The sequence below is a fragment of the Acinetobacter sp. GG2 genome, from assembly GCF_000292385.1.
GTDB lineage: Bacteria > Pseudomonadota > Gammaproteobacteria > Pseudomonadales > Moraxellaceae > Acinetobacter > Acinetobacter seifertii.
On sequence record NZ_ALOW01000033.1, the window covers coordinates 94,439 to 108,743 of the forward strand.

Here is a 14,305-nt window from a genome sequence, read left to right on the forward strand (position 1 = left end):
TAAATTAAAAACGGGTCAGTACAAATTGTTGCGATGGTTGAACTGAACCTTCAATGTAGTCACAAACGCCTTGTTCATCACAATCTAAATTGAATTGCTTATAGCTCAATGCAAAAAAATCAGAATATTGTTTAATGACAAATGGACTCATATCCGAGCTTAATGCATCACCTTGTTTAAATAATTTAATAATTTTTCGGTCATTCATACCTAACAAATAAATTTCATTATTTAATTCAATGTGTGCAACTCTGGTCTGCTCTGCCACAATCGGAATCAGATACGATGTATTTGCGAGCAACACATCTACAGCATAGCTTTCAAGCTTTAGATTAATTAAATTGAATACTAAGACTGTACCAGAGTGAGTCTGCAAGCCTTTGTTAGAGCTTACAACTTGCTGGCTGTACTGAATTTTAATTCCAAGTTTTTGGAAGTCTTGTTCAGTCGCCTGCTTTGTTTTTACAAGACTACGCGTAATGGCTTGCTTGAGCGGGTTATCTAAATAACGCTCATCTAATTGAAAATCATTTTGACGTAAGATTTTCAATAACATACTGTCATGATAAGTCAGCACATTGGCAAGTACATTACGGTAATAGAATTTACTTTGTTTTTTAATTTTACGAACGTGTTGATAGAAATATGTTTCATCAAATTCATGTTCAATAAAATCATGTAAAAGACTTGAACTCGCCAATACAGATAAAGCTTCATGTCCCGTAAAAGGCAAATGAACCGTATGTAAACTTGGCAATATTTCTTTTATTTTTAAGTAATGTTCACGATCGACGGCAAAATAAGGGTCATAAACAATAATATATTCACGACTTACATCTATATCTTGCTGCTGAATTTGCATGTCTTTATTTGCGACAGCATCAAAGAATTCAGCGTAGCGTCGGTCTTCAACTTGTTCAGGGTCAATTGAATATTGAGGTACAAATGCAACGATTCGATTCATATTTAAAAGATTCGAATATTTGATTGCTGCATAGCCGCCCATTGAGCCGCCATAACCTACAATATTTTTAAAACGCTGAATAATAGGCAAAATGGCTTTGGCCATTTCAACCATACTGGCTTTTGGGAACCAGGATTTTTGTTTTGGCATAATCCCAATAACATTGTATTGGTACTTTATTAGAGACTTTTCAGCATTGATAGATAAGCCACTCGCTCGGGTAATCAAATCGCCAAAAGAGAGAACTAATGTATTAGAATCGCCTTGTAAAAAAATGGCTCTAATGTGTTCGTCTTCAAAAATAATTTGCTTATCCATGCTCACACCGAAAGAAAATTTACTCCCACATACATCGTCAAAAATGAAACAAAATAGGTGTTTTGCCAATTTATGATTGCGGAGTATCTTATTTTATAGATGCCAGTCAGATTAAAAAGCGCAAAATATGACACAATCCTTACATCCTGCCGCTCAAAAAGGCTTCAGTTCCGCTGCGGAGCTTTATCAGCAAGTTAGACCGAATTATCCAGCAGAAATAGTCAGTTGGCTGCAAGAACGCCTCCAAATACATGAAAACTCTACTGTTATTGATCTTGGCTCAGGTACTGGCAAATTCTTACCCTACTTAAAACAAACCCATGCCAATATTCTTGCAGTAGAGCCAATTGGCGAGATGTTACAACAGCTTCAGCAAGCCTATACTGATATTAAAACTTTACAAGCGTTTAGCCACGCTATTCCGCTAGATGATCAACAAATTGATGCGGTCATTTGCGCTCAATCTTTCCATTGGTTTGACAACATGGAAACACTGACTGAAATCCATCGAATATTAAAACCGCAAGGACATTTGGGACTCGTGTGGAACCAGCGTGATGAACGTACGAACTGGGTAAAAGCCTTAGCAGATTTTTTGCTACCCCTTGAAGGTGATACACCGCGTTACCATAGTGAAAACTGGAAAAATGTTTTTGAAAATCAAAATTTATTTACTCTTGATAGCTTAGAAACTTTTTCGCAATCACAGCATGGTACTGTCGAACAAGTCGTGAGTAAAAGATTACTCTCTACAAGTTTTATTGCAGCAATGACCGAAAAAGATCAATTACAGCTCAAAGCTCAGTTTGAGAAAATTGTTTATGATTTTACAGGGCTAGGCCCACAAGATCAGATTGATTTTCCATATGTCACATATGCATATCACTTTCAGAAAAGTACGTCGTCAAATCATAGAGAATAGGTTCGGTTGAAAGCTATGTTTAAAAAAACGCCTCATATCATCTTAATGTCTTTGCTCAGCTCTAGCCTATTATTGACTGCTTGTAAAAAAGCAGATGAGCCAGCAAAGACCGAACAACATCAGACAAATTCATCTACCGATCAGGTGATGGAAAAGCTCAATGAAAGACCTGTTAAAAAATTCGCGGCCACTGCTGACGATGCGCATGACATTGCATTATTAGAGGACTATGACCGTCGCTTTACTGAAATGAGCGATGAAATGGAAACTGAGCTAGAAAAAATGCATGCAGCAGGTACACTTACCACAGAGTTTGAACAGAAACGTACACTTGATAATGTTCGTTCAGCATTGACTATGTTAAAAGACCTCGACTTAAAAACTGAACAAGGTCGTTATATTCAAGGCTTGCTTTATCAATATTGGGAAAACCAAGAAAAACATATAAATGATAAACAAGCCAATAAAGATGAACAGGTCAATCAACTGGCTGACTACTTACAAGCACAGAACCAGTTGAAATACTGGAAAGCTTCGCAGCAGCATTAATTTTATAGCGTGCAATAAAAAGCCTTCTGATTAAGAAGGCTTTTTAATTTATATATTTTGTTTTTCAACCCAGTGAATTGCTTGAACACGGAATAACTCACACGCACCATCACCTGTATCAGTTGAGGTTAAAGATGATCGCCAAACTAAATTTTTGTCTTTAATTTCAACCAACTCACCTTTGAGGTATACCAAGTCACCGCGTTTAACTTGTTTAATTTGTTGAGCAATCTCAGGGCTTGCAGGAATGATGTGCATATTAGACACCATTTGCATGGCTTGCTCAGCAGGTACAGGAAGCTTACTCATTTTCCAGTTCAAATAGCGGTCATACTGTTTAACTGAAATAGTACGAGCAATATCTGGTTGAGCAAACAGTCCCCAACTTACCGCATAATCAATCGGTGAAAACTTAGCTTGTTCATCATTTTTATAAATTTTTGAACCTAAAATTCTAAAATTGCCTTGAAATGGTTGTAACACAGAAATTGACTGATCTTTTTCAATCGGTAACAGACCATTTGCAATATTGTATTCCCCAGAAGTAGAGGCCGTCGAAGCAAAAGCTGAGCTAATACATAAAGAGGCCAATAAGCCTATCATTACATGTTGTTTTTTCATCGCTTTATACCTCAAATATTGCTAGATCAAATGCAGTAGATCTCTAATTTATGGTAGCGCTAAGCGATGAAAAAAATATCGGAATTTAGTAACAATGCAGATCAATTTCGTCTATTTTTGTGCCTAATTAAATAGGTTGTTAATCTTCAAAATCAATTCGTAACGTTTCAAAACGAACCTTTCCTTCTTTTATTGCTTGAGCAATTGCCTGCTGCCCTTTGGTTAAACGCGCTCCCCCACTTTTTATATCAAGTAAAATAATCTGGATATCCTCGGCAGTCCCGTCCCCATCTCTAAAATCGGTATAGCCATCAAAAATAACGTAATCAACTGGATCACCCAAGAACTTGGCATCACTTGGTAAGTATTGAAACTCAGGTAAAATCGGCGCGAATTGTTCTGCCATTTTACCTTTTAATACGGCGCGACTTGTATTTACACTTCTCTTTTGTGCTTGTGCTAATGCCTGTTGATGCTCAAGCTCTAACTCTGCAATATATTGCTCGTATTCGGCCTTAATTCGACCATTACGGGTATTTGATAAAATGAGTGTAGTAATAATAATACCAATACCAGCACCTATAAGCATGGCTAGCCATACGGACATAAATTTTCCTTAACAAATACATATCATCGCGATAGATGAGCAATCATATCTAAAATTACAGAGTAGCTTAAACTTTTGTCAAAGGTGGTCATCTACTTCGCATAAAAAGATGCTAAGGTATAAAACATAAACACATGTGCTGCTGAAAATAATTGGATTTATGAAAACGATACTTATTGCAAATCAAAAGGGCGGATGCGGAAAAACCATGACAGCCATTACGTTGGCAACAGCTTTGGCACAAAAAGGATATAAAGTAGCGTTAGCAGATTCTGATAACCAAAAATCTTCTTTACAATGGTTGAAGCAACGTCCAGAAAATGTAGCTGCGATTCAAAGCCTAGATTGGCGTCATGAAAAATCGATTGGCGACGCGCCTAAAAATTTAGATTATTTAATTATTGATGCACCAGGCGCTCTTTCAGGCGATCACGCTGAACAATTGGTTAGCGAAGCTCATGCCATTATTACACCACTTCAGCCTTCGTTTTTTGATATCGATAGTACACGTCGTTTTCTCAAGCATTTGCAAGACATTAAACGTATTCGCAAAGGTAAGGTACAAATCTTACTGCTTGCAAATCGAGTTAAACCGAACAGCGCCAGTTCAAAAGATATTCAGCAATTTTTTGAAAAAATCGAACATGAACCGATTGCGTGGATTGCAGAGCGTAGTGCTTATGGCAGTCTAGCAATGCAAGGTTTGAGTGTGTTTGATAAACCACAAAAAAACTTTATTGCTATTCAAACTCAATGGCAGCCACTTTTAAATAAACTGATTGAAGATAAATCTGAGTGGTTCTAAAAATAACTTTTTATTTTTGTTGAGCAGAAATGTGTACATTAGCATTTCTGCCTAAAATTTGCCTCAGGTCATTTTTCAGTTAATATGGCCTCATCCTATTTAAAAAATTAGAGAATTTTTGTTCGTGCATCAATACGCTCCTACTTTACAGCGCGTTTTATTGTTTGGGTTGTTTTTTATCCTGATGTTTTTAGGATTTAACATCCTGAAGTACTTTATTGTACCTGTAGTTTGGGCTGCGATTATTGCCTACATGACTTGGCCTATTTATTTAAGAATCCAGCGTTTTTTTGGTGAAAACCGTCATAATTTGAATGCCTCATTGATGATTAGCTTAGTCATTTTAATTGTGGGCGTTCCACTCACATGCGCTATTTTTATTTTGCAGCACGAAGGCCGCAATCTATATTTCGACTTGCAACGCCAAGTTTTTTCGGGCCATTTAAACGTACCTGACTTCATTAAAAACTTACCTTTTGTCGGTAAAGAAATAAGCCGAACACTAAACGACATAAATACCGACCCCAATAGTACAATTCAAAGTATTGCAGCTTGGGTTCAAAGCCATTTAAGTTATGGTCGCGTATTACTCAATGAAATTAGTAAAAATATCGTCAAACTTGGTTTCGCAATTTTAACGCTTTTCTTCTTTTATCGTGATGGTCACACCATTTTAACTCAAGTAAGTAAAGCCTTAGAAATGGTGATCGGTCCACGTATTCATCATTATCTAGATACAATTTCAGAAACAACTCGTGCTGTTGTCTACGGTGTGGGTTTAACTGCGATTGCTCAAGCTGTACTTGCTGGATTAAGTTATTTCGTAGCGGGTGTACCAAATCCAATGGTACTCACGATTGCAACATTCTTATTAGCACTCATTCCTTTTGGCACTCCTATTTCCTATTTAGGCGTTGGTCTATGGTTGTTCTCTCAAGGGCAAACTATGGAAGCCATTGGCGTGGTTTTATGGGGTGTTCTTATTGTAAGTAGTTCGGATAATGTGATTCGCCCTCTTGTGATCTCTGGTGCAACCCAAATTCCGTTTTTACTCATTATGTTTGGTGTATTAGGTGGTATTGCGAGTTTTGGTTTAGTTGGTTTATTTATTGGGCCAGTTATTTTAGCCGTTCTATTAGCGATTTGGCGCGAATGGCTCCATGAAACCATTGATCCTGAACCCATGCCAAAAACCACTATGATTTATGATTCGGATGATGATTTACCACCATCTCAAAATTAAGCCAATGATTTAAAAATGTTTCAGGATACAAAGTGACTATTTAAATTAACTTGTAGGCTTAACGAGCCTTTGCTTGAATAAAAAAATCAGCTTTATATCTATAAGGACATCCAATAATGCCATTATTAAATAAAATGAGTGCAGTATGTGCACTGACAGCCTTATTAACAGTCGGTTGTAGCACGGTCAGCAAAACTGTTTCAGATACGACGCATGCATTAACCACAATGCACACCAAAAAAGTAGTCGATGTGAATGAAGTAACAGCCAATGGGATTGGTAAAAAAATCGGGACAATTAGCTTTCAAGACAGTGATAAAGGCCTGATTATTACCCCTGCTTTAGCAGATTTACCAAGCGGTACTCGCGGTTTCCATATTCATGAAAATGCATCGTGCGACCCTGCTGTTAAAGATGGAAAACCAGGTGCCGCTTTAGCTGCGGGTAGCCACTATAACCCTAATCAAGCGCCACATCATGGTACGCCAACTACAGGACACTTGGGCGACTTACCAGCATTGGTTGTTGATAATAATGGTGTAGCTACCACCGCTGTTATTGCACCACGTTTAAAACTTGCTGACATTCAAGGTCGCGCCATCATGATCCATGCTGGCGGAGATAACTATTCAGATTCTCCTCTACCTTTAGGTGGTGGCGGAGCACGAATTGCCTGTGGCGTAATCCAATAACTTATTATTTTCATATTGTGGGTATCTAAAAAGATATCCACAATTTTGCTATTTTATTAAGCAGTTTAGTTCACTTAATTATTATAAAATCTTAAAAAATTAACTGACTTTTTTAGATAAAGCGCATAATATTTTTCAAGTAATAAAAAATTTAAATATCCCTAGTCACGCCCCCTATCATTTAGAAAAAAACCGTGAATTATTTGACTCAAATATTTAATCGTTTTAAAGCGAATTCAATTTTAATTTACTGTCTGCAAATTTTAATTGTACTTACAGGCACAACTTTAGGTTTACTGTGGTTGGGCCATAACGAGCTCATCGTTCCTGTAACCTTAGGTGCGATTGCCGCTGCACTTACCGATTTTGACGATCGCTTAAGTCTCCGTTTACGTAATCTGCTCTATGTTTGCATACTCTTTTTTACTGTCAGCACTATTCTTGGTTTTTTAGCACCTTATAAACTTTTATTTATTTTATATCTTTCAATTTCAAGTGCTGGTTTCATTTTATTGGGAGCCTTAGGCCAGCGTTACGCCACCATTTCTTTTGGTACGATTTTACTCTCGATTTACAGCATGTTTGGTTTAGGAGAATATGCTCACTGGTACCAACAGCCTACTTATTTTGTCTATGGCGCACTGTGGTATGGTCTAACTTCTATTTTATTTTTTCTTTTAAAACCAACACTTCCTTTACAAGATAAGCTTTCGCAAATTTTTGAAGAAATATCGGCCTTACTTCAAGCTAAAGCACGCTTGTTTGATCCCGACAATAAAGAAAATGTTGAACAGCTTTTATTTGAATTATCGCTACAAAATACACAAGTTGCACAAAGTCTTAATCAAATACGTAGTTCCCTGCTTACTCGTCTTAAAGCATCCCGAGTGAGTAATAAAAGTATTTACTGGTTAAACCTGTACTTTTTTGCTCGCGATATACATGAGCAGGCCACCTCTAACTATCTACACTATGAACATATTCAACAAAATTTTAGCCGTAGTGATCTCATTTTCCGTTTTCAGAAAAATCTCCGTTTACAAGCTCAAGCTTGCCATGATTTAGCGAAGTGTATTTTGCATAATCAGCAATATCAGTCTTCTCAAGAAGGACAAATTGTTTTAAATCATTTGGAAGGTTCTTTAAAAGACTGGATACAACAGCATCCACAAAATTTTGAAGTTAAAAACTTAAAGCTGATTTTTAATAATTTAAAAGGCATGCATGAACAGTTTGAACAACTTCAATATGCTCAGCCGTTTAATGAGACGCTCAGTCAAAACAAGCAAGATCATCTCAATTTACTTGATGACGATATTCAAGATTTTTCTGACCTTGTTTTAAAAATTCGCCAGCAACTGACTCCACAATCGGCTCTGTTTAGACATGCAATACGAATTGCCGTTGTGTTTGCAGCAGGTTACGGCATTTCACTGCTACCTTTCGCCCAGCACGGTTATTGGATTTTGCTCACCAGTTTATTTGTTTGCCAAATTACTTACTTTGCAACGAAAAGCCGTTTAAAACTCAGAACAATTGGAACCTTACTTGGCGTTTTATTGGGTATCCCCATTTTGTATTTTGTTCCAAGTATTGAAGGTCAGCTCATTCTTACCATTATTTGTGGAGTTAGCTTTTTCTACTTACGCCAGAAGAAATACGCCTTGGCAACACTGATGGCAACCTTAATGGTATTGCTCATTTTCAACTTAAAAGGCGCAGGTTTCAGTATTATTTTACCTCGTCTAATCGACACATTATTAGGCTGCTTTATTGCATGGCTTGCTGTTAACTTTATATGGCCAGACTGGAACTTCCGTAATATTCCAAACAATATTAAAAAAAGTAGCCAAGCCACACTGGATTATTTCAATGTAATTGTTGAGCAATACCAGCATGGTAAAAATCAGGACATTGAATATCGCAGAATTCGCCGTGCTGCGCATAATGCACAAATTGAGCTATCGAATATGATTTCGAGCTTAAGTGTTGAGCCCAATCCCAAACCAGAACTGATTCATTACGCCTTTCGTTATCTAGTTTATAGCCACAGCCAGTTGAGTTATGTCGCAGCCTTGGGCAGTCAAAGACAAAAAATTGAGGATCAACAGGTATTACAGCTCTTACTGGATTGTCAGCAAATCCTTAACCAAAGTTTATTTGAACAAGCTTCTGTTGATTTTAATTTTCTTGAGCAAACTTTGAAGCAAATACAAAGTCTAACAACGCATGAACACTTTTCAGAAAGCTACACTCTTGTTTTAAAACAAATGAGTTTACTATTAGAAACCTTGCCTGAATTATTAACCCTTAAAGGCAAACTTTTAGAACAAGAGATTAAGTAAAATAAAAAAATACCGGAATATATATTCCGGTATTTTTTTAATGTAAGTCTTGGGCAACTCTTTCCTGCATTTCCCGTTTTAAAGCTAAACGTGGCTGAATAAACCACAGCGCAATAAACGCAAAAGCAGATAAGACAAAAGCCCATAAATGAAATTGAGTATAGAGATAACGCACCAACTCAATCATTGCAAAAAAGCTCGTCATCAATAGCATTGAAACAGCGGCAGCCACAGTTCCTTTTGATACTTCAGATGACATCAGTGCAAAACGGTACAACACTGAAAAGCTAATTCCTTCACCAAAGCAAATGAGTGTCATACCCGTAAGCAAACAAGGAATTAAATAGTTTTGCCAGACAACGCCTAATATTAAAATGAGTGTCCCAGTGAGCATAATCGGTAAACCAATTAGGACTGTTTTACCTAAAGCCAAACGGTCAATAATTTTAATTAAAACGATGTTACCAACAATTAAGCCTAAAAATACTGGAAATTGAGCTAATCCATATTGCACACTGGTTAGCTTTAGTTCATCAACCAAAATAATTGGTGATAATGCAATCCAAAGCATAAGCGGCATACCTACAAGCGGTAGCGCGAGTGTTAAACCAAGGAATTGCCGATTGCTAAACACTTTTTTAAAGTCATCAAAAAGATAGCTAAAAGGTTGTTTAGTTACACTAACCTTCTGACTAGGCATTTGTTTCTTTAAGCCAAACCAACTTAGCAGTGCAAGTAAAGCAATTGCCACAAAGCCCCAGTGCCAAGACACATAATCAATTAAAAATGCGCCAAGTACAGGTCCGAGCAAGGGTGCAAGCAATGAGATATTTGCCATAAGCGCCATGACTTTAATAGCATCACGCTCGGCAAAATTTTCTTGAATCGCTGCATAGCCCACTGCTGAAATTACACTTAGACCAATACCTTGTAAAAAACGTAATGTCAGAAAGTGTTCAATTTGTCTTGTTAATAAAATTAAAAAACAGCACAAGGCAAAAAATAAAACACCGGCCAAAAGAACTTTCTTACGACCTAATCGATCTGATAAAGGCCCAAGTAACCATGCAACAGATGCACCACCTAATAAATAAAATGACATTGAAGATGGTGCCCAAGTTGCACTCACACCAAAATCTTCAGTAATTGCCAACATGGCTGGCTGAATCAGGTCATTACCAATATAAACCGCAAATTCAAATAGCACTAAAGCTAAAGGAAACATCAACGTTGTACGGTTCAACGCTGTCGTTTGAATATTATTCATGAGTTGTACACTTCAAAATAGCGGCCAAAATGTCTCAGCAACTACATATTGAAATAAATAATGTAGTCATCACGATGACAGTATGGTCAGTCAATCTTTAATTAAGTTTTTATATGCCGTGAGAGTGCATGTTTAGAATGTGAAACACCGTATTCACAAGGTGTCTAAGACAAGAAAAATGTATGACGTGAGATTCGGTAATTTTTACCATTTGGCTTAATTTCCGGATGACACAATATCACTTTTTATATTGATCAGCAATCGGACAGTTTCATCCATTTAAAATTCTATATTTTGCTTAGCATCAACTCATTTTTATATTGTGAATAACCTTAAAGTTATCCACATACCTGATAGAAATTCTACTTTAAGGACAAGGATTGACTTGGAAGTCTGTTGTCTCCTGCCCTTTTTTACATTGATAACTTTGTTTTTTATTTACGATTTTCCAAATGGTCTGATCACGTTTTAATAAATATTCGGTACGTGTTTTTGATATAGCATCTTCACTAGGCACAGTTTGTAAAATAGTTACTTGTGCATTAGAAGCATCATCCAAAGCATTCATTTGTTGTGAAATACTTAAATTACTCGCATTATTTAAAAGGTTTGGTTGATCAATCAAAACTGCTTGTATCGGACTATTGGCTTGGGGTGTAGGCGGGTTTGTATTCGGTGTACATGCGCTCAGAATCAACAAATTACACACCATGAGTAAACCAATTTTTTTCATACTCAACTCCACCACAACTTCACGTTGATGCTAAAGGCTATAAACAAATTTTTCCATTCAACTTTGTAAAGTGTTTATGTTTAGAGTGAAAAATTTAATAATTGTTTAGTGCATAATTCATGATTTTTAATCAATAATCTTTTTCCGATTACTGCATTTTTCTCTAAGAGTAAGTTCACTAAAGTATGCATCAATTTAGGAATTTAATTAGAGTAACTCTCATGAGCAATATTTTAGTGATTAATGGCGCCAAACAATTTGCCCATTCAAATGGTGAATTAAATGACACTCTCACGGCATTGGCAACTGACCATCTCACTGAACTAGGCCATGATGTTCAAGTGACCCGTACAGATAGCGACTACAATGCAGAAGCCGAAGTAGAAAAATTCTTATGGGCAGATGTCGTGATTTACCAGATGCCAGGCTGGTGGATGGGTGCACCGTGGACGGTAAAAAAATATATTGATGATGTATTTACGACAGGTCACGGCTCACTATATGCAAATGACGGTCGTAGCCGCTCTGATGCTTCAAAAAAATATGGTTCAGGTGGCTTAATTCATGACAAGAAATATATGCTATCACTCACTTGGAATGCACCTATGGAAGCATTTGAAGATGCTGATCAGTTCTTCCACGGTGTGGGCGTAGATGGTGTTTATTTACCATTTCATAAAGCCAATCAATTTTTAGGTATGAGCACGCTTCCAACTTTCATTGTAAACGACGTAATTAAAATGCCTGAAGTTGATCGTTATGTTGAAGAATATAAAGCACACTTAAACACTGTATTTGCAGCAGCTTAATCAGGAGAAAACCATGCTTACCATTATTGCGGAAATTCGTACTCAATCAGGTGGACAGCATCGCCAAAACGTATTGGATGCTTTTCAAAAAATCATTCCAACTGTTTTAGCAGAAGATGGTTGCCATGGTTATGAACCTTTAATTGATCACAAATCAAATGCAAGTTTCCAGACTCAAGAGCCTGACACGATTGTCATGCTAGAAAAATGGGAAAGTGTGGCTCATCTTGAAGCTCATTTAGCTACACCTCATATGCAAGCGCATCATGCAGCCGTTAAAGATGATGTCGTTGATGTCAAAATTAGAATTTTAGAAAGCGGCGTATAATTTAACCCATAAAAAAAGACGATATATTTATCGTCTTTTTTATCTTTAAGAACAAAGTTGGGTTTGGAAACCTTTAGAACCCTTCCCTCGCGCACATTGGTAGCTTGTTTGCTTATTTTGCAATTGCCACTTTTCATCGACCAATTTAAATGAATATTCTGTTCGAATTGCTGAAACAGAATCATCCATTAAACCAGTTTGTATAACGATAATACGGGAAACTGTTGGAGACTCTACTCGGTTAAATACTTGCTGAACTGAGGTATTGTTATGCTCTTTTACAATCTCAGGTTGGGCTTTAAGTACTTGTTGCATCGGAGTTTCCGAACCCACAAAAGGAATCAACTTACTGGTCGTCGCACACCCAGTGAAAAGTCCAACACAAAGTGCTGAAATTAAAAATAAACGTTGCATTCTTATCACCAAAAACAAAAGCCATAGCTTTATGATGCTATGGCTTTGTCGGTTACTCTGTAGAAACTATGTAGTTCTAAGAATACCTACTTTTTTACAGATCAAATAATTTACCTGGGTTCATCAGACCATTCGGGTCAAATACTTTTTTCAATGCCTTCATATATTCAATTTCTTCAGGTGAACGTGAATATTCCAAATATGGCTTTTTCGTCATACCTACGCCATGCTCAGCAGAAATTGAACCTTCATATTTTTTAACGGTATCAAACACGTATTTATTCACAACCTGACATTTTGCAAAGAACTCATCTTTGGTTAAATTTTCAGGTTTTAAAATATTTAAGTGCAAATTACCATCACCGATATGACCGAACCAGCAAATTTCAAAATCAGGATAGTTTTCTTGAACAATTGCATCAATCTCACGAATAAATGCAGGTACATGAGTAATTAATACTGAAATATCATTTTTGTATGGAATAAACGGCGCGATTGATTCAGAAATATCTTCACGTAAACGCCATAAGCTTTCTACTTGGTCAAGGCTCTGGCTCATTACGCCATCAAGCACCCAACCCTGTTCCATACAATGCTCAAAAATTTCCATTGCTTTATCAAGAATCGGCTCATATGGTGCTTCAAACTCAAGCAATACATAGAACGGACATTGAGTTTCAAATGGACGTTGTACATGTCCGTGGTCTAAAACTTTTTGCATTGCAAGCTCACCAAAGAACTCAAATGCAGTTAAGTCGATATCTTTTTGGAACGCATGTAATACAGGCATTACTGCATCAAAATCAGGAACACCTAACACTAAAACTTGTAAGTTTTGTGGTTGACGCTCAAGTTTAATTTCTGCTTCGGTCACTAAACCTAAAGTACCTTCACCACCAATAAACAAATGCTGTAATGCATAACCAGTGGCATTTTTAACCATGCCTTTGTTTAAACGTAAAATATCGCCTTTACCCGTAACTACCGTTAAACCAAGTACCCAGTTACGTGTCATGCCGTATTTAATGACTTTAATACCACCAGCGTTAGTACCAATATTACCGCCAATCTGGCTAGAACCTGCTGATGCAAAGTCCACTGGGTAATACATGCCTTGTTCTTCTGCATAGTTTTGCAATTGTTCAGTCACAACACCAGCTTGCACTCGAACCATACGATCTGCTGGGAAGAATTCAAGAATCTGGTTCATTTTGTCCATGCTAATGACAATTTCACCATTGGTTGCTACTGCACCGGCAGAGAGACCAGTACGACCGCCAGATGGTGTAATCGCAACATTAAACTGGTTCGCAAGCTTCACAACAGCTTGAACTTGTTCAGTGGTCGATGGGAAAACGATGACCGATGGGTTCGGATTAAAATGCTTGGTATGATCTTTACCCCAGTTTTCGAGACTATCAGCATCAGTTTTAATACGGTTTTCACCGACGATTGCTGTTAATTGGGTAAGTAACTCAGGTGTTAAAGCGACTGGAGCATTCATCGTTTGCAGACCTAGCAAGAAGTAAACTATGGTGGGACTATGACTTCATATTTTCAGGGTTCTTACCTGAGCAAAGCCATAATGTTCAAGGAACTCCTATATTCTACATGTAACCACACAAGCGATAAAGTTCAGAATAGAGATACTGTCACTACAAAACATGTTTAACGCGAATAAATGCTTT

15 protein-coding genes are annotated in these 14,305 nt (G+C 37.1%); 8 read left to right on the forward strand and 7 right to left on the reverse strand.

Features of this window, described 5'->3' with window-relative positions:
* Positions 1–4: 4 nt before the first annotated feature.
* On the reverse strand, positions 5–1,282 hold the full coding sequence (locus tag B554_RS0109295; protein WP_019457832.1) for a hypothetical protein: 1,278 nt from the start codon (positions 1,280–1,282) through the stop codon (positions 5–7).
* Between the two features lie 127 nt (positions 1,283–1,409).
* Here B554_RS0109295 and B554_RS0109300 point away from each other — a divergent pair, with 127 nt between their 5' ends.
* Complete coding sequence (locus tag B554_RS0109300) at positions 1,410–2,204, forward strand: class I SAM-dependent methyltransferase (RefSeq protein ID WP_019457833.1); 795 nt, start codon at positions 1,410–1,412, stop codon at positions 2,202–2,204.
* Between the two features lie 15 nt (positions 2,205–2,219).
* Positions 2,220–2,753, forward strand: a complete 534-nt coding sequence (locus tag B554_RS0109305) for a hypothetical protein (protein WP_004705274.1) — start codon at positions 2,220–2,222, stop codon at positions 2,751–2,753.
* Positions 2,754–2,801: 48 nt separating this feature from the next.
* On the opposite strand, the gene B554_RS0109310 is transcribed toward B554_RS0109305, so the two are convergent.
* Both B554_RS0109310 and B554_RS0109315 read right to left on the reverse strand, forming a co-directional pair.
* Entirely contained in the window at positions 2,802–3,374 is a 573-nt protein-coding gene (locus B554_RS0109310) for a hypothetical protein (protein ID WP_019457834.1), read from the reverse strand.
* A gap of 139 nt (positions 3,375–3,513) precedes the next feature.
* Positions 3,514–3,981, reverse strand: a complete 468-nt coding sequence (locus B554_RS0109315; RefSeq protein ID WP_002048811.1) for a Holliday junction resolvase-like protein — start codon at positions 3,979–3,981, stop codon at positions 3,514–3,516.
* A 160-nt stretch (positions 3,982–4,141) separates the two neighbouring features.
* Here B554_RS0109315 and B554_RS0109320 point away from each other — a divergent pair, with 160 nt between their 5' ends.
* From B554_RS0109320 to yccS, 4 genes are all read left to right on the forward strand, one after another.
* A complete protein-coding gene (locus B554_RS0109320; RefSeq protein WP_019457835.1) occupies positions 4,142–4,786 on the forward strand; it encodes a ParA family protein in 645 nt (214 codons plus the stop codon).
* 124 nt (positions 4,787–4,910) lie between these two features.
* Positions 4,911–6,029, forward strand: coding sequence for an AI-2E family transporter (locus B554_RS0109325; protein WP_019457836.1), 1,119 nt, complete (start codon positions 4,911–4,913; stop codon positions 6,027–6,029).
* A gap of 116 nt (positions 6,030–6,145) precedes the next feature.
* Complete coding sequence (gene sodC / locus B554_RS0109330; protein ID WP_004705268.1) at positions 6,146–6,721, forward strand: superoxide dismutase family protein; 576 nt, start codon at positions 6,146–6,148, stop codon at positions 6,719–6,721.
* Positions 6,722–6,915: 194 nt separating this feature from the next.
* Positions 6,916–9,066 carry a YccS family putative transporter gene (yccS, locus tag B554_RS0109335; protein WP_019457837.1) on the forward strand — a complete coding sequence of 717 codons (2,151 nt, stop codon included), beginning with the start codon at positions 6,916–6,918 and terminating at the stop codon, positions 9,064–9,066.
* Positions 9,067–9,103: 37 nt separating this feature from the next.
* On the opposite strand, the gene B554_RS0109340 is transcribed toward yccS, so the two are convergent.
* Together B554_RS0109340 and B554_RS0109345 are read right to left on the reverse strand one after the other, a co-directional pair.
* Complete coding sequence (locus B554_RS0109340; RefSeq protein WP_019457838.1) at positions 9,104–10,333, reverse strand: MFS transporter; 1,230 nt, start codon at positions 10,331–10,333, stop codon at positions 9,104–9,106.
* 367 nt (positions 10,334–10,700) lie between these two features.
* The gene (locus B554_RS0109345) at positions 10,701–11,066 is read right to left on the reverse strand and encodes a hypothetical protein (RefSeq protein WP_019457839.1); all 366 of its coding nucleotides are present in this window, start codon (positions 11,064–11,066) and stop codon (positions 10,701–10,703) included.
* Between the two features lie 221 nt (positions 11,067–11,287).
* Here B554_RS0109345 and B554_RS0109350 point away from each other — a divergent pair, with 221 nt between their 5' ends.
* Complete coding sequence (locus tag B554_RS0109350; protein WP_019457840.1) at positions 11,288–11,875, forward strand: NAD(P)H-dependent oxidoreductase; 588 nt, start codon at positions 11,288–11,290, stop codon at positions 11,873–11,875.
* A gap of 13 nt (positions 11,876–11,888) precedes the next feature.
* Positions 11,889–12,203, forward strand: coding sequence for a putative quinol monooxygenase (locus B554_RS0109355; RefSeq protein ID WP_019457841.1), 315 nt, complete (start codon positions 11,889–11,891; stop codon positions 12,201–12,203).
* Positions 12,204–12,248: 45 nt separating this feature from the next.
* Here B554_RS0109355 and B554_RS0109360 read toward each other — a convergent pair whose 3' ends face one another.
* Both B554_RS0109360 and B554_RS0109365 read right to left on the reverse strand, forming a co-directional pair.
* Complete coding sequence (locus B554_RS0109360) at positions 12,249–12,617, reverse strand: hypothetical protein (protein ID WP_019457842.1); 369 nt, start codon at positions 12,615–12,617, stop codon at positions 12,249–12,251.
* Positions 12,618–12,711: 94 nt separating this feature from the next.
* Positions 12,712–14,121, reverse strand: a complete 1,410-nt coding sequence (locus tag B554_RS0109365; RefSeq protein WP_019457843.1) for an FAD-binding oxidoreductase — start codon at positions 14,119–14,121, stop codon at positions 12,712–12,714.
* Positions 14,122–14,305: the final 184 nt, after the last annotated feature.

Coding starts and splice junctions, on each gene's coding strand:
- B554_RS0109295 (WP_019457832.1), bottom strand. CDS start 1,282: ATGGATAAGCAAATTATTTTTGAAGACGAACACATTAGAGCCATTTTT.
- B554_RS0109300 (WP_019457833.1), top strand. CDS start 1,410: ATGACACAATCCTTACATCCTGCCGCTCAAAAAGGCTTCAGTTCCGCT.
- B554_RS0109305 (WP_004705274.1), top strand. CDS start 2,220: ATGTTTAAAAAAACGCCTCATATCATCTTAATGTCTTTGCTCAGCTCT.
- B554_RS0109310 (WP_019457834.1), bottom strand. CDS start 3,374: ATGAAAAAACAACATGTAATGATAGGCTTATTGGCCTCTTTATGTATT.
- B554_RS0109315 (WP_002048811.1), bottom strand. CDS start 3,981: ATGTCCGTATGGCTAGCCATGCTTATAGGTGCTGGTATTGGTATTATT.
- B554_RS0109320 (WP_019457835.1), top strand. CDS start 4,142: ATGAAAACGATACTTATTGCAAATCAAAAGGGCGGATGCGGAAAAACC.
- sodC (WP_004705268.1), top strand. CDS start 6,146: ATGCCATTATTAAATAAAATGAGTGCAGTATGTGCACTGACAGCCTTA.
- B554_RS0109340 (WP_019457838.1), bottom strand. CDS start 10,333: ATGAATAATATTCAAACGACAGCGTTGAACCGTACAACGTTGATGTTT.
- B554_RS0109345 (WP_019457839.1), bottom strand. CDS start 11,066: ATGAAAAAAATTGGTTTACTCATGGTGTGTAATTTGTTGATTCTGAGC.
- B554_RS0109350 (WP_019457840.1), top strand. CDS start 11,288: ATGAGCAATATTTTAGTGATTAATGGCGCCAAACAATTTGCCCATTCA.
- B554_RS0109355 (WP_019457841.1), top strand. CDS start 11,889: ATGCTTACCATTATTGCGGAAATTCGTACTCAATCAGGTGGACAGCAT.
- B554_RS0109360 (WP_019457842.1), bottom strand. CDS start 12,617: ATGCAACGTTTATTTTTAATTTCAGCACTTTGTGTTGGACTTTTCACT.
- B554_RS0109365 (WP_019457843.1), bottom strand. CDS start 14,121: ATGAATGCTCCAGTCGCTTTAACACCTGAGTTACTTACCCAATTAACA.